This is a genomic window from Snuella sedimenti (assembly GCF_016428595.1).
In the GTDB taxonomy this organism is placed as follows: Bacteria; Bacteroidota; Bacteroidia; order Flavobacteriales; family Flavobacteriaceae; genus Snuella; species Snuella sedimenti.
In genome coordinates this window covers 21,972-41,037 of sequence record NZ_JAELVQ010000007.1, presented here as the reverse complement: position 1 = coordinate 41,037, position 19,066 = coordinate 21,972, and the positions used below count along the sequence as shown (strand labels likewise).

Here is a 19,066-nt window from a genome sequence, read left to right as displayed (position 1 = left end):
TTACAAATTAAAGTCAGACTTTATTTCAGCAATAGCATTGTTAACCGCATTCATAACAATTTCTAACTTAGGAGTAATATCCAAATCTCTTTTTTCAAACTTTCCCCAATCTTGCACCTCTATCAAATCGTCAAGTACCCCTAATTGAAATAAATCTATGGTAGGCTTCATCTTATGTGCTGCTTGGTAAGCATTGTGGCAATCGCCTTCGCCCACTGCTTTTTTTAATCGTTCGGCATCTTCTGCCACTTCTTCTAAAAATGTTTCTGCCAAGGTTAAGATGAAATCCTCATCATTATCAGCTAATTCACGTACCCTATCTAGTTTGTAAAAATTTCCCATTTATTTAACTGTTATTGAAAACATTTCTTTGTCTTCTATGAACCCTTTTAATTTATCATTGACATCGACTTTACCAACTCCTGCCGGAGTTCCCGTAAAGATAATATCTCCTATCTTTAAAGTGAAATATTTAGACACATATTCTATTAATTCATCAATTTTCCAAAGCATATGGCTTGTATTTCCCATTTGTACAATTTTTTCATTCTTTTTTAAAGAAAATTCAATCCCATTTACGTCTTCAATATCGCTTACAGGCAACCATTTACCAACAACAGCTGAACCATCAAAAGCCTTTGCTTTTTCCCAAGGCAATCCTTTTTCTTTTAACTTACTTTGTAAATCTCGAGCCGTAAAATCGATACCCAAACCTATTTCGCTGTAGTATTTATGTGCAAATTTCTTGTCTATGTATTTCCCTACTCTATTAATCTTAACCAGTACTTCAACTTCATAATGTACATTGTTGGAAAAATCCGGGATAAAAAACGGCTGTTTCTTAAGTAATATGGCTGTGTCGGGCTTTAAAAAGATTACGGGATCGGTGGGTTTTTCATTATCCAACTCCCTTATATGCTCCGTATAGTTTCTACCTACGCAAATAAGCTTCATTTACATTTAAATTTTGTTTTTGGGAACGCATCGCTTTAAAATAATTGATACTCTTTTAGAGAACTAACTTAATTTATTATTAAGACTTCTAAGCTTAATAGCTGTAAGCACTTTTTTTGTATACAAAGGAAAATCGGCATTAAGCAACCACCCAAAATAACCAGGTTCTTTCTCCAAAACCTCTGTTACAAGCTTTCCCTTATGTTTTCCAAAAGAAAAGCATTCTTCTCCTTTTTTATTATAGGCTATAAACCCGGCGAAATCGGCAAAGTTTTTTCTGGAACTAAATTCAGCCAAAAACTTAGTATCGTTCTCTATCTCATCGTATTTATCCACTTGTGCTTTTAACACCTCGTAAGTTGCCCTAGTATCTGCTTCGGCACTATGGGCGCCATCCAAATCTTTATGGCAATAGAATTTGTAAGCCGCACTCAAGGTACGCTGTTCCATTTTATGAAAAATAGTTTGCACATCGATAGCTACACGATTTTTCATATCAAAATCTATTTCCGCTCGCAACATTTCTTCAGCCAATAGCGGGATATCAAACCTATTGGAATTAAAGCCTCCCAAATCGGAATCCTTAATCATATTATGAACCTCTTTTGCAAGCTCTTTAAAGGTTGGTTTATCGGCAACATCGGCATCCGAAATCCCATGAATTGCAGTTACTTCTTTTGGAATTGGCATTTCTGGGTTAACCAACCATGTTCTGCTTTCTTCTTTTCCATCTGGAAACACCTTTAAAATTGAAATTTCTACAATTCGATCTTGTGATATATTAACCCCAGTTGTTTCAAGGTCGAAAAAACAAATAGGTTTATTTAAATTAAGTTGCATCTGCTAAAGTTTAAAGGGGTAAATATACTAAATTGAAAAGTGTAGGAAATAAAAATCCAACCGTTTTGGGCTGGATTTAACTTTTCTTACAATCGTATAGAGCCCTAAATCTCTCTTTTTACATCCCAAGCTTCTAAATAATCTTTAACGGCTTTAACAAACTGTCCGCCAAGCGCCCCATTTACCACACGATGGTCATAGGAATGTGACAAGAACATCTTGTAGCGAATACCTATAAAGTCACCTTCTGGCGTTTCTATAACGGCTGGCACTTTTCGTATAGCTCCTAATGCCAAAATACCTACTTGCGGTTGATTAATGATTGGCGTACCCATTATGCTTCCAAAAGTCCCCACATTGGTAACTGTATAAGTTCCTCCTTGTATATCATCTGGTTTTAATTGATTGGTTCGCGCACGATTAGCCAAATCGTTAACTTGTTTGGTCATTCCCACCAAATTAAGTTGATCGGCATTTTTTATAACTGGCACAATTAAATTACCATCCGACAAGGCTGCCGCCATACCCAAATTAATATTTTTCTTCTTAACAATGGTATCGCCTTGAACTGAAATATTCATCATAGGGTAATCCCTAAGTGCTTTGGCCACGGCTTCCATAAAAATAGGTGTAAAGGTTAAATTTTCACCTTCTCGTTTCATAAACGCATCTTTCACCTTCTTTCTCCAATTCCAAATATTGGTAACATCTGCTTCAATAAAACTTTGTACATGAGCCGAAGTTTTGACAGACTCAACCATATGATGTGCAATAAGCTTACCCATTCTGGTCATCTCGACTATCTCATCTTCACCACTTACTATAACTGGAGCAACTGTATCTTTTTTAGGTATTGAATCCTCTCGCTTTTCTTGAACGGCCGAAGCTGCTTTTATTTCTTCCTGCACCGAAACTTCTTCTTTTGTTGCCCCCCTATTTTCTATATAATTTAAAATATCATTTTTAGTAACACGTCCGTCTTTCCCGCTACCTGTAAGTTTGTCCAACTCTGCTTGCGAGACACCTTCTTGCTTGGCTATATTTTTAACCAAAGGCGAATAAAAACGGCTAGTGCCCGAGCTTACCGAAGCAACCGTTTCTTTAGCCACTACTAGGGTCTGCTCTACCTGCGCTACTGCTTCACTTGGTACAGATTCGACCTCTTTATTTTCCTCAGCTCCATCTATATCTCCTTCGGTCTCAATAACAGCTATTATCTGCCCAACTTGCACTACATCGTCAACATTAAAAAGTTTTTCAACCAAAACACCATCAACTTCACTAGGCACCTCACTATCCACTTTATCTGTAGCTATTTCCACAACTGCCTCATCAAGTTCTATAGTGTCTCCAACATCTTTTAACCAAGATGTTATAGTTGCCTCTGCAACACTCTCTCCCATTTTTGGTAACTTAAGCTCAAATCTTGCCATATCAATAACCTAATACTTATTTTTTTATTTTTGCTTGCAAAATTAACGAAAAAACATTGTTTTCTTTAAATTATTTACAAAATAACCTCATCAAAATAAAATAACCTCACCCTTGCTTATCGCATTATCACTACCCAAAACAAAATTAGCTTTTTTAGGCAATATTTTATAAGTTACATATTTACTTTCACTTCCATTTTCCATCATATTAATAACTTCCTTATAACTAAGCACGTTCGCATCAAAAATTACTTCTGATGCAGTATCAACACCTTTTAAGTGTAATGCCAAAACCACTTCCTTTGATAAAACAGCTTGTAATTTATCATCCAATTTATTTGACATCAATATATATTTACCTACCTGTTTTATCTTTTTTGCTTTTGGTAGTCTTCCAAAAAAGCAAGCTATTTTAATTCCTAGCCAAACAAACATATCGAAAAGCAAATTCCTTTTAAAATGTTTTTCGTAAAATATTTGCATAGCTCCATAAAAACGCTGTGTATAGAACTTATCCCTAATTGTGCTTTCACCTTTAAAGTGGATAACTGTAGCGTTCCCATAGTAATAATTATGGAATCCAGATCTCAAAACTTTATATGACAAATCGATATCTTCGCCATACATAAAATAATCTTCATCGAATCCTCCCATGGAAACATAGAGCTCTCGTTTCATAAACATAAACGCTCCCACCAACACATCTACCTTTCCAACAGCACCATCACATAGTTGGTTGGCATAATAATCCTTAGTGCTCCCCAATAATTTTTTGAAAGCTCTTCTTAAAAAAGGCACATTACGTTTGCTTTCGGGCAAATAACGTCCACTTCCATCAATTAATTTACAGCCAACAATTCCTAGTTGTTCCTTTGTTTTTGAAAAGTCTAAAAGTTTTATAAAAATATCTTCAGGTACTACTGTATCGGGATTTAAAACACAAACATAATCGCCCTTGGCTTTTGAAACTCCTATATTGTTTGCTTTAGAAAACCCATAGTTACTTGCATTTTTTATAAGTACAACATCTGGAAACAGTTGTTTTACCATATCACAACTGTTATCGCTCGAATCATTATCCACGACAATGATTTCTGCGTCTATGCCTTTAACAGCTTCTTGTACACTTTTTAAACAAAGCTCCAAGAAGTACCTAACATTATAATTTAGTATAACAATTGAGAGTTTCACGTATTCAATGGATGCTTTAAAAGGTCAGGTGCATTTTTAAACGACTTAATACCTTGTTCGTAAAAGGTTTCGCTTTACACATTTAAATAGATTACGATTTCAAGGAGTTTTCAAAAGGTATTCTGTTTACTATACTCCTCCCTAAAGTAACCTCATCGGCATACTCTAGTTCGTCGCCCACTGCAATCCCCCGGGCAATGGTTGTTGTGTAAACTTTACAATCTTGAATTTGCTTATAAATGTAAAAATTGGTCGTGTCTCCTTCCATAGTAGAGCTTAACGCAAAAATGAGTTCTTTTATTTCCCCTTGCTTAATTTTTTTCACTAATGATTCAATGTTTAAATCGTGGGGGCCTATACCGTCCATTGGCGATATTTTCCCTCCCAAAACATGATACAGCCCTTTAAAAGAGCTTGTGTTCTCAATTGCCATAACATCTCTAACATCTTCCACTACGCAAACAACAGATTCATTTCTATTTGAACTTGCACAAATTTCACAAAGGTCAACATCACTAATATTATGACAAGATTTACAGAATTTAACATCTTGGCGCATTCGCTTCAATGCTTCAGATAACATTACAGTTTGCTCCTTTGGCTGCCTTAACAAATGTAACACCAAACGCAATGCTGTTCGCTTACCAATACCAGGTAATTGTGACATCTCGTTAACAGCTCGCTCTAATAGTTTTGATGAAAATTCCATAAATGCGAAATTACCATTTAGACTCGAAATTCACTAATTTTAAAGCGTTCTTTTAAATACGTAGTATTAGATTTGGAACTTGAAGCTTAATATTTGTAATTTGAAAACCTATATATAACACCTACTACTTTTACTTATGACTGCAACACAAATCTTACTACTAATAGCTGCCTATTTCGGAATGCTTTTAGTAATCTCTTACTTTACGGGAAAGAATGACAATAATGAGGATTTTTTTAAAGCAGGAAAACAATCACCGTGGTATTTAGTTGCATTTGGCATGGTAGGCGCCTCCCTTTCTGGCGTAACCTTCATATCGGTTCCAGGATGGATAGAAGGATCGCAGTTTAGCTATTTCCAAGTGGTTTTAGGGTATATGTTTGGATACTTTATTGTCGCTTACGTTTTATTACCTATTTACTACAAGCTTAATGTCACATCTATTTACGAGTATTTATTACAACGCTTTGGGGTTGTTAGTCATAAAACTGGGGCCTTTTTCTTTTTTGTTTCTAGAGTTTTAGGAGCTGCTTTTAGGCTATTTTTGGTAGCTATTGTGCTACAGCAATTTGTATTCAACGCATGGCATGTTCCGTTTGAAATCACCGTTGTCATTTCTATCTTACTCATATGGATTTACACCAACAAAGGTGGTATAAAAACTATTGTGTGGACAGATACTTTACAAACATTATTTATGATTTTAGCTGTAGTACTATCTATTTATTTTATAAATGAAAGTTTAGGCTGGAGTTTTGGAGAATTTTTGGCATCAAACGAATTGAAAACCTATAGCAAAATATTTGTTACCGACAGTTTTTTAGAACGAAGTCATTTTGTTAAATCGTTTGTAGGCGGTATGTTTATTACAATATGCATGACAGGTTTAGATCAAGATATGATGCAAAAAAACCTAACCTGTAAATCCTTGAAAGATGCCCAGAAAAATATGGTCTCATTTAGCATTGTATTGGTTTTTGTAACACTTTTATTCATGCTCTTAGGCGCCTTACTATACATTTACGCAAATAAACACAACATAGCCATTCCGCTAATGGATGGCAAACCTAAAACCGATTTACTATTTCCCGAAATTGCCTTAAACAGCGGCTTAGGAATTACGCTGGCTATTACATTTATGCTAGGTTTAATTGCTGCGGCCTATAGTAGTGCAGACAGTGCGTTAACCTCATTAACCACATCCTTTTGTATAGACTTTTTAGATATAGACAAAAAGCCAAAAGCTCTTCAAAAAAGTATTAGAAAAAAAGCACACATTGGCATGAGCATTTTACTAATCATTGTTATCATTATCTTTAAATATGTCCTCAACAGCAATGTTATTGATAGTTTATTAACTGTTGCAGGTTATACCTACGGACCATTACTGGGGCTATTTGCTTTTGGTATTTTCACAAAATATAAAGTAAAAGACAAGTATGTATGGTTAGTTGCACTATGTTCTGTTATACTAATAACCATTATAGGAAAAATTCCACCAGAAAGATTGGGTGGCTATGTATTGGGTTATGAACTTTTACCAATTAATGGATTATTGACTTTTATTGGTTTAATGCTAATTCGCAAAAAATAACACCGAACAGTATCGTATCAACCACTCAACCTATATTTTCTGAAGGTTTTACTGCCTAATGCAACGTTGCCCCCACATCTGGAAACTTTTGCATTGTGCCATTAGAAAATCTACCCAATCCCTTGGTACTGCACGAAGCAACAATGTTTTTACACATAAATGTTAAAAAGATGTTAAGATGAATAAATCATGGTAACAGAACGGGTAATTTCAAGTCTTATAGGAAAATCATCAATCGAAAAAAATAACATAAATGAAAAAATCACACTATATATGCTTACTCATATTCTTTTTAAGCATTAAAACATTCGCTTTTACTCCAGAAAAAGCTATTGACAAAACAGGCTCAATCACTGGAAAAGTATTAGACGCTAAACTACAGCAACCTTTACCTTATGTAAATGTTATTGTAAAAAAAACTTCTGGTGAAACTTTAACTGGAGGCATCACCAATGAAGATGGCACCTTCGAAATTCTAAAAATTGCAGAAGGCAACTTTATAGTAAACATTCAATATATAGGCTACAAGACCATTAGCAAAGAAATAGCTATTGGAAAAGGAAGCTACAAAATCAATTTAGGCAATATCCTATTAGAAGAAGCCGCAGAGGGCCTAGACGAAGTTACCGTTATTGCCGAAACCTCCAGTGTTGTTCAGAAAATAGATCGCAAAGTTATTAACGTCGGTAAGGATTTAACCTCGGCGGGAACCACAGCATCCGAATTGCTTAACAACATACAATCTGTTAGTGTCGATTCCCAAACGGGAAACTTAAGCCTGAGGGGAAATGAGAACGTTCGTGTTTTAATAGACGGCAAACCAAGTAACGTAAGTGTCTCTCAGCTCCTAAAACAAATACCTTCTTCTTCTATAAAGCAAATAGAACTCATTACCAATCCATCTGCTAAATACAACCCCGAGGGCATGAGTGGCATTATAAACATTATTTTACACAAAAATGCAAATCAGGGCTTTAACGGAAATATTGACACTGGCATAACGCAAGGTATTAACACAAGATTTAACGGTTCTGTAGGTATGAATTATAAAACTGGGAAATTAAATTTTTACACAAATTACGGCTCCAATAGTGGTAAATCTGACAATAATGGTTTTGTTGAAAGAGATGGTAACAATTCGCTTCAAGATTTTAAATTCCAAAATGACACGGAATCTCATTTAGCAAAATTCGGTATTGATTTTTTTGCAGATGACAACAATACATTTTCCATTTACACTATACAAAACTACTTTGACAGCGAAGGAATGGGAAACGTTAAAATTCAAGACGACAATACCCTTACAACTGACAACACAAATATTTCAATTAACGACAACTACGAACAAACCTATAATTTTAACTATCGATTAGATTTTGATAAAGAAGGACACAAAATTGATTTTGAATCTAATTACTCCAAACTAAAAGGAACCGAAAACGCCATTTCTGAAGAATATATAGATCCTTCAGATCCTTTTCTAAATTACACAAACGACATAAACAACATTAGCAACAATACGCTGATTAATCTGGATTATACAAATCCATTATCAGAAAAAAGCAAACTGGAATTAGGGCTTGAATACCGATTGAACAAAACGGAAAATGATTCGGATTCCTCCCAACACGAATTTGTTTTAGACGGCTCTGGAAACCAAATCCCAGATGGCAATGGTGGCTTTGAAACACAGGATACCCCAAATATTTCGTTTACCTATAATAGAAACATCTACTCGGCTTATGCCAATTACAATCATGAATTCAAAACAATTTCCATACAATTGGGTGCCCGTTTTGAACAATACGAAATTGAGGGCGACTTTTATAAAGGTTCTGACAAGCTAAGTGTAGATGATGCTATTTTTTCGGTGTATCCATCAGCATTCATTACTTATAACCCAACCGAAAAGAACCAGTTTCAAATTAGCTATAGCAGACGCGTAGACCGTCCTTCTCTAGGACAAATAAATCCCATTCGACAGTGGGCCACCCCTCGTGTTACTAGTGTTGGAAACCCAAACCTAAACCCTCAATTCACCAACTCTTTTGAATTTAATTACACGAGACAGCTAAAAAAAGGATCGTTATCATTCGGTACATTTTATCGTCGTGTGAATGGCACCATTAACAGAATTGTCAATAAAGATCCATTTGATGAAGATAAAGTATTACTTACGTTTTCCAATTACAACAACACCAACCGGTATGGTTTTGAGGTAGCTGCCAATTACAAAATAACCAAATGGTGGAGTACTAATGCAAGTACAGACCTATACCTACAAAAGCAATCTGGCATTGCAAACGGCGAACAGTTGGAAGTTACCAACAATGCTTTTAATGCTCGTATTAACAACAACTTTACAGCAACAAAAAACTTACGGTTTCAATTATTTTACATGTTCACTGGAGGCGGAAGAAGCATTCAATTTGATGTTAGCTCTATGTCTATGCTAAATGCTGGTGCCAGCCTCAACATCTTAAAAAGCAAAGGCTCCATAAGCTTTAGGGTAAATGACATCTTTAAAGGCATGCGATTTAAATTCGATGCCAAAACGCCCTACCCCTCTAACGGACAGTTTAACTGGGAAAGTAGAACTGCCTACATTGGTTTCTCTTATCGATTTGGGGGAGAAAAAAATCAAGCACTTAAAAGGAAAAGCAGGGATAACAATGAAACCAAAGACAGTGGTGGATTTTTATAACCCCCTCACCACACTTGTTAAATAATTAACAATAACTGAATATTCGTATAATAAAAGCTATTTATTTACCTGTAATCAATTTTAATTGTAACTAGCACCTCCATTAGCATGAATATCGAATTTTTATTTGAATTAGTCACTTAATTAAAAAAGTTATCTTCAATTGCTAATCGCCCCAAAAATATTGATATAATAGCATATATGAATACCCCCACAAAATCTTCTTGTGGGGGTATTTTTTATACAATATTTTAAAAAAACAAACACATAACACAATAATTATCAAAAGCATACGTTGTGACCATATACTATCTAACCGAAACAAACAATAATTATTTAGAGTTAGTCACCTACATATTAATAAATTTCGAAAAAGATTAGTATAAGCAAAAACTCGAAGCCAATTAACTTCGAGTTTTTAGCTTTTTAGAATGAAGTGGTTTAAACTTTTTGGATTGAAGCTAAAATTTATGGGTTTGTGACCAGACAAAGGCTTTTTTGAATCGCATAGCAGGGCTATGTGACGATAAAAAGACAAAATATGGGTGCAAACCGGCAATTTTTTAGCCAATTTGTAAAAGTTTAAATCACTTCAATGTTAAAAAATGTTAAATATTGTATTTCATGCAATATTATAGTCTTTTTTACGTCTAATTATTAGATCCTTCGCATTAGAAATAGTGTTAGTTGGAGTTGATTAATAGCTAGAAAAATCCGAGACTTATAGTTTCGGATTTTTTGTTCTTATTTGATTAGCCTCCATTACCATCTTATAATTGCGCTTCCCCAGGTAAAACCACTACCAAAAGCCGCTAAAACCACTATATCGCCCTCTTTAATTTCACCTTCTTCCCAAGCTTCGGTAAGTGCTATAATCACAGAAGCTGCAGTAGTATTTCCATATTTCATAATATTATTAAACACCTGACTATCGTTTAAACCAAATTTTTTCTGGATATATTGCGCAATACGTAAATTTGCTTGATGGGGAATAAGCATATCAATATCTTCTTGTGCTAGGCCATTTTTTTCTAGTGCTTCCATAATAACCTCACTAAATCGAATCACGGCATGCTTAAACACAAAGGTGCCATCCATATATGGAAAATAGGACAGATCTTCATTTTTAGATTCTAAAATTTCAGGTACCCAATGCGCAATACTCGGTGATGCTACCATCAATTTTTCGGCATACTTTCCTTCACTATGCAAGTGAGTAGACAAAATTCCTTTGTTACTATCTTCTTCTCTTGACAATACACAAGCACCAGCTCCGTCTCCAAAAATAACAGTCACCCCTCTACCTCGCGTGGTTTTATCTAACCCATTACTATGATATTCTGCTCCTATAACCAAAATATTTTTATACATACCTGTCTTTATAAACTGATCGGCAACAGACAATGCATACACAAATCCAGAACATTGGTTTCTTACATCTAAGGCCCCCACTGTTGGCATATCTAGCATATCTTGAATTTGCACCCCACAACCCGGGAAATAATAATCGGGGCTCAACGTTGCAAAAACAATAAAGTCGATATCATCTTTAGTTAATCCCGCTCGGTCTATAGCAATTTTAGCTGCCTTAGCCCCCATAACAGCCGAAGTATCACCAGTACTTTTATCGATCCATCGACGCTCCTTTATACCTGTTCGCTCTTGAATCCAAGCATCGCTGGTATCCATCATCTTTGACAAATCGTCATTTGTCACCACATTATCAGGAACGTATTTCCCTAAACCAATTATTTTCGAATTATACATGACACCTGCTTTTTTAATTTACACTTTCATTCTTGTTTTTCTGTTCCAGAAAAATACAAAATTAAATCCTGAAATACGAACTGTTACACACTTTTAAACCTCAATAAATGTCAGTTTGTCACCTTTTAACAATTGGCATTTTTGTTGCCCTGACCTGTTATGTAATTAAGCAAATAACTAATTTTTCGAGCATTTCTTGAAGAACACCTAATAAATTTATTGAATTATGACAAAAGGAAATATTAATGTATCGGTAGAAAACATCTTTCCACTTATTAAAAAATTCTTGTATAGTGATCACGAAATCTTTTTACGTGAATTAATAAGTAATGCTACAGATGCTACATTAAAATTAAAGCACCTCACTAGTATTGGAGAGGCAAAAGTTGAATATGGCAACCCTCAAATTGAAGTTAAAATAGATAAAGAAGGCAAGAAGCTGCACATTATAGACCAAGGAATTGGAATGACAGCTGATGAAGTTGAAAAATACATCAATGAAGTTGCTTTTTCTGGTGCTGAAGAATTTTTAGACAAGTATAAAGATTCTGCTAAAGATTCTGGCATTATAGGTCATTTTGGACTGGGCTTCTATTCTGCATTTATGGTTGCCAATAAAGTTGAGATCATTACTAAATCTTATAAAGATGAAGCCGCTGCACACTGGACTTGCGATGGCAGCCCGGAATTCACCCTAGAGGCTTCAGATAAAACCAATAGAGGCTCTGAAATTATACTTCATATTGCCGAAGATTCCACAGAGTTTTTAGAAGAGAGTCGTATTCGTGAACTGTTATTAAAGTATAACAAATTTATGCCTATTCCAATTAAATTTGGAACAAAGGAGATTAATGATCCTGACTTTACACCCAAAACCACAACGGACAAAGACGGAAAGGAAACGACCGAGCCGCACAAGAAAATTACTGTAGACGATATTATAAATAACCCAAATCCAGCTTGGACTAAACAACCTTCGGATCTAGAAGAACAAGATTACAAAGACTTCTATAGGGAATTGTACCCCATGCAATTTGAAGAGCCATTATTCAATATCCATCTAAATGTGGATTACCCGTTTAATTTGACCGGGATCCTGTACTTCCCTAAAATGACACAGGATTTAAACATGCAGAAGGACAGAATCCAGCTCTATCAAAATCAAGTTTTTGTTACGGACAATGTGGAAGGTATTGTTCCAGAATTCTTGACTATGCTACGTGGTGTTATCGATTCGCCAGACATACCATTAAACGTATCGCGTTCGTATTTACAGGCCGATGGCGCCGTAAAGAAGATTTCATCTTATATTACCCGTAAGGTAGCCGACAAACTAAAATCTCTCTTCAACAATAACAGAGAAGATTTTGAAGCTAAATGGAACGATATTAAGATCGTAATTGAGTACGGTATGCTTTCTGAAGAAAAATTCTTCGAAAAGGCAGATGCTTTTGCTCTATATCCTACGGTTGACGGATCTTATTATACCTATGAAGAACTGTATAATAAAATTAAAGCAAAACAAACTGACAAAGATGACAAATTGGTTATCCTATACGCGTCCAACAAAGATGAGCAGCATAGTTACATCGAAACTGCCAAAGCAAAAGGTTATGAAGTGTTGTTATTAGATTCGCCAATAGTATCGCACTTAATGCAAAAATTAGAAACATCTAAAGAAAATATTTCTTTTGCCCGTGTTGATGCAGATCACATTGACAAGTTGATCAAAAAAGATGATACTACGATTTCCAAACTAGATGAGGAACAGACTAAAACGCTTGACGAATTGCTTAAAGAAGTTATTCCATCAGAGAAATTCATGGTTCAATTGGAAGCTATGGACAGTAACGATTCGCCATTTATGATTACACAACCTGAGTTTATGCGCCGTATGAAGGAAATGCAAGCAACAGGTGGTGGCGGCATGTTTGGTATGGGCAATATGCCAGAAATGTACAATCTTGTTGTAAACACAAACTCAGAATTGGTAAGCGATATTCTCGCAACTAAAACCCGAAAAAAACAAGAACGCTTAATCAAGCAAGGATTAGATTTAGCTCGCCTTTCCCAAGGGCTTTTAAAAGGTGAAGAACTAACCAACTTTATTAAGCGTAGCTACGAAATGATCAAATAAGATTTTAGAACATTTTAATTTTAAATACTAAGAAACTTAAACAAAACCACTCTGCAATAACAGGGTGGTTTTACTTTTTAAAGCACGAATACAAATTACCTATATTTGCTTCTTGAAAAAAAAGAAAATGAAAATGAAAAAAACATTAATTGCCATAGTAACATGCGTTATCGCACTATCATGCTCAAAAAAAGAAACAACCGATTTTGTTTCTAAAAACGACGAAGAAATTAAGAACTATTTAGCAGACAACAATTTAACTGCCGAAAAAAGCAGCTCTGGCTTGTATTATATCATTAACGAACCAGGTACCGGTACCCAACCCGCATTTACCTCAGATGTAACCGTTGCCTATAAAGGTTACTTTACCAACGGTAATGTTTTTGACCAAAGTAGTACTGAAGGTATTTCATTTAACTTACAACAGGTAATAAGTGGTTGGACCGAAGGCATCACTTATTTCAAGGAAGGTGGCAGCGGCATGCTTTTAATTCCAGCTCATTTAGGTTATGGTAACAACTATTATAATGGTATCCCTGGCGGATCTGTTCTTATTTTTGAAATCAACTTAATTTCTGTAAACTAATAGAACATACGTTCCTTAAAACAAACAGCCCCGAATGTAAAATATTCGGGGCTGTTTGTTTTACTTTATGCTATGGTCAAGCTTTAAGACCTATACATGATTATTGTTTCTTAATTAGAATTTTTTTACTTATCACCCTATTACCAGCATTAAACCTTAATATGTAAATGCCTGACTTTGGTTTTTTAAGTTTTGTCATTTTATTGACTCTAACCTTATTTGTCTTCACGCGTTTTCCAAAGAAGTTATATAGCATAACATTAAACACCTCCGTTTGCCCTTTGGGCTTAATAATTAGTGAAGACGTCTCAGGATCAAAATAAACAACATAATCATCTATCGGGGACACCTCATCATCTACTTGCTTTGGTTTAAGCACTAATGAAAATCTACTCTCATATTCTCCAACATCCAAATAAACCTCATACGGCTCATTGTTTATTTGATGTGTTTCTCCAGTAACACCATCCTTTATATAAACAGCCAAATCTGAATCCAAATTCTCAATAGCATCAATTTTTATTGAAACCACACCAGACTGATTAACACTTAGTCCCAAGGGCAATTCTTGATTTGCTTCAAAACCACCAACTCCCTGTATTACAAACTTACCACCATGAAGCATCCAATACATATCGTCCTTATTAATATCTGCAAGAGGCGCATCATATCCCAAATCAAAATCATTGGTAGCATTTTTATCTGCCCCCACCAAAAGTTGTCTTTGAAAGCCTAATGGTGATATAAATCGTAACCTAATTTTTGGACGGGTGTCCTTAGGCTTTTCTGTTATTGCTTTCTTTGTATTACTTGGCTTAAAAAATATAGAACCCTCATTTATACCAGTACTATCTTCCCTTACAAACACACGTTGACTATTTTTAAACACAATTGTGCCCCCTTCTACCGTCGTAGTTGTCCCACTGATTCCGGATGGCAAATAGGTACGCACAAAAAAGCCTTGATTTAAAGGGATATAGCGCTCCGGGATTTTATCTCCTCCAACTGTTGGAGAGGAATTATCAATACGGTCATCGGTAGAATAAGCCTCTGTACCTCCCATAAGCGTATAAGTAGCATACCCCCCCACATAATCGGACAAACGATGGGAATTAATCTCCCCAAAGTGATGCCAAAAGTACAGTGCCCCATTTATAACGTTAACACTATTTCTTCCTACTTCTCCATTTATTGTTTCGGTTGTTTTTATATTATCCAAAATAAATTCATCGGCATCAATTGCTGATGGATACGGGTTGCCTATTAAGCGTTCCATGTCACCTGAAGACTTATCCAACTCCAAGCTAATATCGCCATTATTTGGCAATCCTTTAAACACATAGTTCTGATTTGTTAAAAGATCGGCAGCTCCAGAAGTTCCCTTCATAGTAAAGCCCTCACCAGGTTGTAACGATGATAAGTGGTTGATTTTTGACCAGCCACTATAACTGTTATGCGGCCCATAAAACTTGTAAAACCATCGCGTACTGATAGTCTTAGGATCAGAGGGGGTATCAGAATCTGCTGCATTTTTTGCTGCCTCAAACATTATACTTTGGTATGCATCAGACGAGGTTCCGTCATATAAAACTCCCGAAACCGTATAATTGCTATTATTACTCTCTACACCCGTTCCTCGTGTTCCTGTATTACCCGTTATTGGACTAACCGAAGAAGACCAATAATTATAGTTAAAACTGTTGGCCGTACCTTGTTGATCCCTTTCAATATACCCCCCACTATCGGCATCCAAAATACTTCCTTCGTCCTGTACAAGTTGTGATTCTCCCACCAAATCTATGACACCATCTATTTCTAAATAATGCGTCACCCGTAAACTTTGTCCATCATTATTTTCAATTGGGGATGTAACCACTGGATCGGCTATAGTTATCGTCCCTGAAGCATTTATAAGCCCCAAAACTGTAATATCCTTATCACCAGAGCTTATGTCGTGATTCGTTTCAACAATATTCCAATCAATATATGTTTCCCCATCCAGACTAAGTGCATTTGGCAAGATATTATCTGCACCGTTAAGCCAAGTTCCCGCATTACCCCAAACACCACTAGCCGTGGACACATATGGTAAAGGCGCTGTTTGATTAGATGCCAAATCCTTGTCCTTATCCAAGTACTTTAAACGCAAAAAGTTTCTATCATCTGTTAGACCTTCAGCCGTTGACCCGTAAAATGAATTAAAATCATAATATGCCTTTAATTTACTCCATTGTAAGGTTGCCACTTCATTGCTTTCCACTGCCTGAGGCAGTATTTTACCGTCTACCAAGCCCTCTCCTGTCTTACTTATTTCTTGATTCATTAAATAACGTATCTGCCCTTCTGTTAATGCTTCATCCCAAACATAAACTTCATCAATATCTCCCTTTAAGGGGTTTTCAATAGTATTCTTATCAATATATAAGGCTCCTACCGAAAAGTGGTTATAATTAAGGGATGGTGCAACTACATTAAGTTCAGATTTATCCAAAACACCATCAACATATAGAAAAATCGTACCGCTATTATATACAAGTGTTATTTGATGCCATTTTCCATCGTTAAGCTGCATTGTAGACGTGAATTTTGGTGTTACCGTATCATCGACCATTACCTCTACTTGATCGGAAGTATTAATTCGCAATTGCAGCTTGCTCCCTTTGGACACAATTGTTCGTGGATCTGAGCTCGACACACTGTATTTTACCCATGCCGAAATGGTAAAGGCATCAATATTCAAATTAAGATCGGATGCACCAACCAAATAATCGTCAGAATCTATATGCATTGCGTGATTTTCAGATAACTTAGAAGCCCTACCGAAGGTAAAGTATTTTGTTCCATCAAAATCATACCAAGTTTCTAGATTTGAATTACCATCAGATTCCAAGGGAATAACATCAATAATATCCGTGTCGGAAAAACTATCGGCATCAGCCACAATCAATACGTACTCTTCATCAGCACCCAAAGAAAAACTACTAAATGCATCTACAGGAATAGAAACATATACCTTCCCTACATCACCATTAACAGATTCTTTAGACTCAACTATTTTCCACTTCCTATCAATTCGTGTTAAAGATGTTGTTAATCCCGAAGCAATGGTTACCGTATTTGTACTCGTTCCCGTATACGCATTATTATTACTTCCCCAAACCAAAAAATCGCCATCTTCTATAAATTCACTTATGTTGGCATTATTTGTTGAATAAATCCCGTTTAAACCTATTGTAACTTCATTAGTAGTATTAAGTGTTTTTGATTGCTTTTGATTTAAGTCGGAAATAGAGTCCCTACCAATACCAGTAACGTGGTAATTATACCCTGCATTGGCTGTTATATCCCATATAATTGTATCGAAAGAATTAACATAGTTCTTTTGGGCTTCGGTCGATGCCCCTAAGGTAATACCATATTTTATAGCTAAATACGACTCTATTTTCTGTCTATCGGCATCAGAAACACGTTCTGCGAACGTAAATATCTCTGCTACGCGACCATTAAGGTTACCAAAGTTACTATTCGCATTTATCCCAATTTTATATGGTGTTCCCCAAGTAACATCTGGATCTGGTGCTGTATCAACATACCCTACGTTCTGAAACGTCGTAATAGTTTGTGTGGCCACAGGCGTATCGTCAACAGAATTATACAAAATGGTCATACCATCGGATGCGGTTGCCGATTTATTACGTGCATTTATTATACCCGCTACATCATAGGCCCTAGACGAAGAGGCTGGCAAACTATAATACGGATTTGTGGTCGACGAACCTTGATTATACCATAAGCGTTCGCCCGTAACATTAGATGTAAAATCTCCCATTCCTACACCTGTTACATCATCTGAATCATCAACATAATTCTCGGGTGTAATGATGTCGGATATAGATCCTGAAAAAATGGTCATCCCAGACGCACTGGATACATCAACATCTGGTACCATAACAATAAAGATGTCCTGACTATAAAAGCCATTACTACTATTGTAAAGGTATTGATTAGTGCTACCTCCGTTATTTTCAAATTGTATAACAGGATTAAAGTTTATGTTTGAAGCCGCATCATCAATATAAATGGGGCGCTTAGCTGTGCTTGACTGTGTGGCATGCTTTCCATTTGTTCCTATATCGGACCATTTTTCCACTTTTGAATTAGCATCTCTTGTAACACCTCGTGTCGATTTTAACCACAATCTAAAATCTGCCGTTATACCACCAGGCCCCGGAATATTATAGTCAAATATTTCTGCACTAACGTCAAAAGTAAATGTTGTATTATCTGAATTTGAAATACTTATTGTCGAGATAAGTGTACCACTGGAAACTGGAGCCAAGAAAGTAACACTAAAAATAACATAAGATCCCGGATCAATACTTACCGGCAAGTTGTCTATCGAACTATCTGGCAATATCAAATCTGTCTCTACAGAAAAATCACCTAATGAACTTGAAATTGCAGTTACGTCTAAAGGACAACTTCCAGTACTTGTAATAATATAATTTCGAGTTACAGTACTACCTTGATCCACCACACCAAAATAAGTTCCTGTCTCTGCTGTAGTTGTAGTCGATCCATTTGCAATGTCTGCATAAGGGCTTCCCCCTAAAACGTTTATTTCTGGAGTACCAGACAAATGGAATTCAAACTCAAAGTCTCCACCACTCCCATTTAAATGTATAGTTACATCTGTACTGTTAACACAATTACCACTATCATTCGTTATGGTAAAGTCCATATACTTATCGCCATTCTTACAAGCGTCAGGTTTTATGTTTTGTGGTACACCATTATGAGTTACACTAAAGCCCGTAGAAGGGTCTAAGGTTATATCTTCCACTTTTAGGTTAGCACACTTAGACTTTGCACCAGTATTCGTTATCCTAAACGAAATGGCATTACCTGCTGTAATTGTAATAATATCATATTCCACAACAATGGCACCTCCAATAATTTCTACTTGAATTTCATCTTGTGAGTATCCAATAAAACTCATTAGAAAAAACAATAAAACAAACTTAACCGATAATTGGTGAGAGACTGATTTGAGGAGCATAAAAGAGAGACAAATATGGATTATTAACTAATAAACAACAATTTACCGATCAAATATAATAATTAAGTTCACTTAAACCCGACGAAGTACAC

12 protein-coding genes are annotated in these 19,066 nt (G+C 35.8%); 4 read left to right on the top strand and 8 right to left on the bottom strand.

What is annotated here, in order from left to right:
- From JF259_RS07110 to recR, 6 genes are all read right to left on the bottom strand, one after another.
- Positions 1 to 342, bottom strand: coding sequence for an Hpt domain-containing protein (locus JF259_RS07110; RefSeq protein WP_199114620.1), 342 nt, complete (start codon positions 340 to 342; stop codon positions 1 to 3).
- Positions 343 to 954 (bottom strand): fumarylacetoacetate hydrolase family protein, encoded by a 612-nt coding sequence (locus JF259_RS07105; RefSeq protein ID WP_199114619.1) that lies wholly within the window; start codon positions 952 to 954, stop codon positions 343 to 345.
- Positions 955 to 1,017: 63 nt separating this feature from the next.
- Positions 1,018 to 1,794 (bottom strand): 3'-5' exonuclease, encoded by a 777-nt coding sequence (locus tag JF259_RS07100; protein ID WP_199114618.1) that lies wholly within the window; start codon positions 1,792 to 1,794, stop codon positions 1,018 to 1,020.
- A 104-nt stretch (positions 1,795 to 1,898) separates the two neighbouring features.
- Complete coding sequence (locus tag JF259_RS07095) at positions 1,899 to 3,227, bottom strand: dihydrolipoamide acetyltransferase family protein (protein ID WP_199114617.1); 1,329 nt, start codon at positions 3,225 to 3,227, stop codon at positions 1,899 to 1,901.
- A 90-nt stretch (positions 3,228 to 3,317) separates the two neighbouring features.
- Positions 3,318 to 4,418 carry a glycosyltransferase family 2 protein gene (locus JF259_RS07090; RefSeq protein ID WP_199114616.1) on the bottom strand — a complete coding sequence of 367 codons (1,101 nt, stop codon included), beginning with the start codon at positions 4,416 to 4,418 and terminating at the stop codon, positions 3,318 to 3,320.
- Positions 4,419 to 4,509: 91 nt separating this feature from the next.
- Positions 4,510 to 5,127, bottom strand: a complete 618-nt coding sequence (recR, locus tag JF259_RS07085; RefSeq protein WP_199114615.1) for a recombination mediator RecR — start codon at positions 5,125 to 5,127, stop codon at positions 4,510 to 4,512.
- 136 nt (positions 5,128 to 5,263) lie between these two features.
- Here recR and JF259_RS07080 point away from each other — a divergent pair, with 136 nt between their 5' ends.
- Positions 5,264 to 6,721 (top strand): sodium:solute symporter, encoded by a 1,458-nt coding sequence (locus tag JF259_RS07080; RefSeq protein WP_199114614.1) that lies wholly within the window; start codon positions 5,264 to 5,266, stop codon positions 6,719 to 6,721.
- Positions 6,722 to 6,974: 253 nt separating this feature from the next.
- Positions 6,975 to 9,425, top strand: coding sequence for an outer membrane beta-barrel family protein (locus tag JF259_RS07075; RefSeq protein ID WP_199114613.1), 2,451 nt, complete (start codon positions 6,975 to 6,977; stop codon positions 9,423 to 9,425).
- Positions 9,426 to 10,187: 762 nt separating this feature from the next.
- Here JF259_RS07075 and JF259_RS07070 read toward each other — a convergent pair.
- The gene (locus JF259_RS07070; protein WP_199114612.1) at positions 10,188 to 11,192 is read right to left on the bottom strand and encodes a 3-oxoacyl-ACP synthase III family protein; all 1,005 of its coding nucleotides are present in this window, start codon (positions 11,190 to 11,192) and stop codon (positions 10,188 to 10,190) included.
- Positions 11,193 to 11,418: 226 nt separating this feature from the next.
- Between JF259_RS07070 and htpG the strand changes: the two genes are divergently transcribed.
- Together htpG and JF259_RS07060 are read left to right on the top strand one after the other, a co-directional pair.
- Positions 11,419 to 13,329: a molecular chaperone HtpG gene (gene htpG / locus JF259_RS07065; protein WP_199114611.1), complete on the top strand. Its 1,911-nt coding sequence runs from the start codon at positions 11,419 to 11,421 to the stop codon at positions 13,327 to 13,329.
- A gap of 133 nt (positions 13,330 to 13,462) precedes the next feature.
- A complete protein-coding gene (locus JF259_RS07060; RefSeq protein WP_199114610.1) occupies positions 13,463 to 13,915 on the top strand; it encodes an FKBP-type peptidyl-prolyl cis-trans isomerase in 453 nt (150 codons plus the stop codon).
- A 100-nt stretch (positions 13,916 to 14,015) separates the two neighbouring features.
- Here JF259_RS07060 and JF259_RS07055 read toward each other — a convergent pair whose 3' ends face one another.
- Positions 14,016 to 18,914, bottom strand: coding sequence for a LamG-like jellyroll fold domain-containing protein (locus tag JF259_RS07055; protein ID WP_199114609.1), 4,899 nt, complete (start codon positions 18,912 to 18,914; stop codon positions 14,016 to 14,018).
- Positions 18,915 to 19,066: the final 152 nt, after the last annotated feature.

What these genes read in the sequence shown, in the direction of transcription:
- JF259_RS07105 (WP_199114619.1), bottom strand. Translation starts at nt 954, where the DNA reads ATGAAGCTTATTTGCGTAGGTAGAAACTATACGGAGCATATAAGGGAG.
- JF259_RS07070 (WP_199114612.1), bottom strand. Translation starts at nt 11,192, where the DNA reads ATGTATAATTCGAAAATAATTGGTTTAGGGAAATACGTTCCTGATAAT.
- JF259_RS07100 (WP_199114618.1), bottom strand. Translation starts at nt 1,794, where the DNA reads ATGCAACTTAATTTAAATAAACCTATTTGTTTTTTCGACCTTGAAACA.
- JF259_RS07095 (WP_199114617.1), bottom strand. Translation starts at nt 3,227, where the DNA reads ATGGCAAGATTTGAGCTTAAGTTACCAAAAATGGGAGAGAGTGTTGCA.
- JF259_RS07075 (WP_199114613.1), top strand. Translation starts at nt 6,975, where the DNA reads ATGAAAAAATCACACTATATATGCTTACTCATATTCTTTTTAAGCATT.
- recR (WP_199114615.1), bottom strand. Translation starts at nt 5,127, where the DNA reads ATGGAATTTTCATCAAAACTATTAGAGCGAGCTGTTAACGAGATGTCA.
- JF259_RS07055 (WP_199114609.1), bottom strand. Translation starts at nt 18,914, where the DNA reads ATGAGTTTTATTGGATACTCACAAGATGAAATTCAAGTAGAAATTATT.
- JF259_RS07110 (WP_199114620.1), bottom strand. Translation starts at nt 342, where the DNA reads ATGGGAAATTTTTACAAACTAGATAGGGTACGTGAATTAGCTGATAAT.
- JF259_RS07080 (WP_199114614.1), top strand. Translation starts at nt 5,264, where the DNA reads ATGACTGCAACACAAATCTTACTACTAATAGCTGCCTATTTCGGAATG.
- htpG (WP_199114611.1), top strand. Translation starts at nt 11,419, where the DNA reads ATGACAAAAGGAAATATTAATGTATCGGTAGAAAACATCTTTCCACTT.
- JF259_RS07060 (WP_199114610.1), top strand. Translation starts at nt 13,463, where the DNA reads ATGAAAAAAACATTAATTGCCATAGTAACATGCGTTATCGCACTATCA.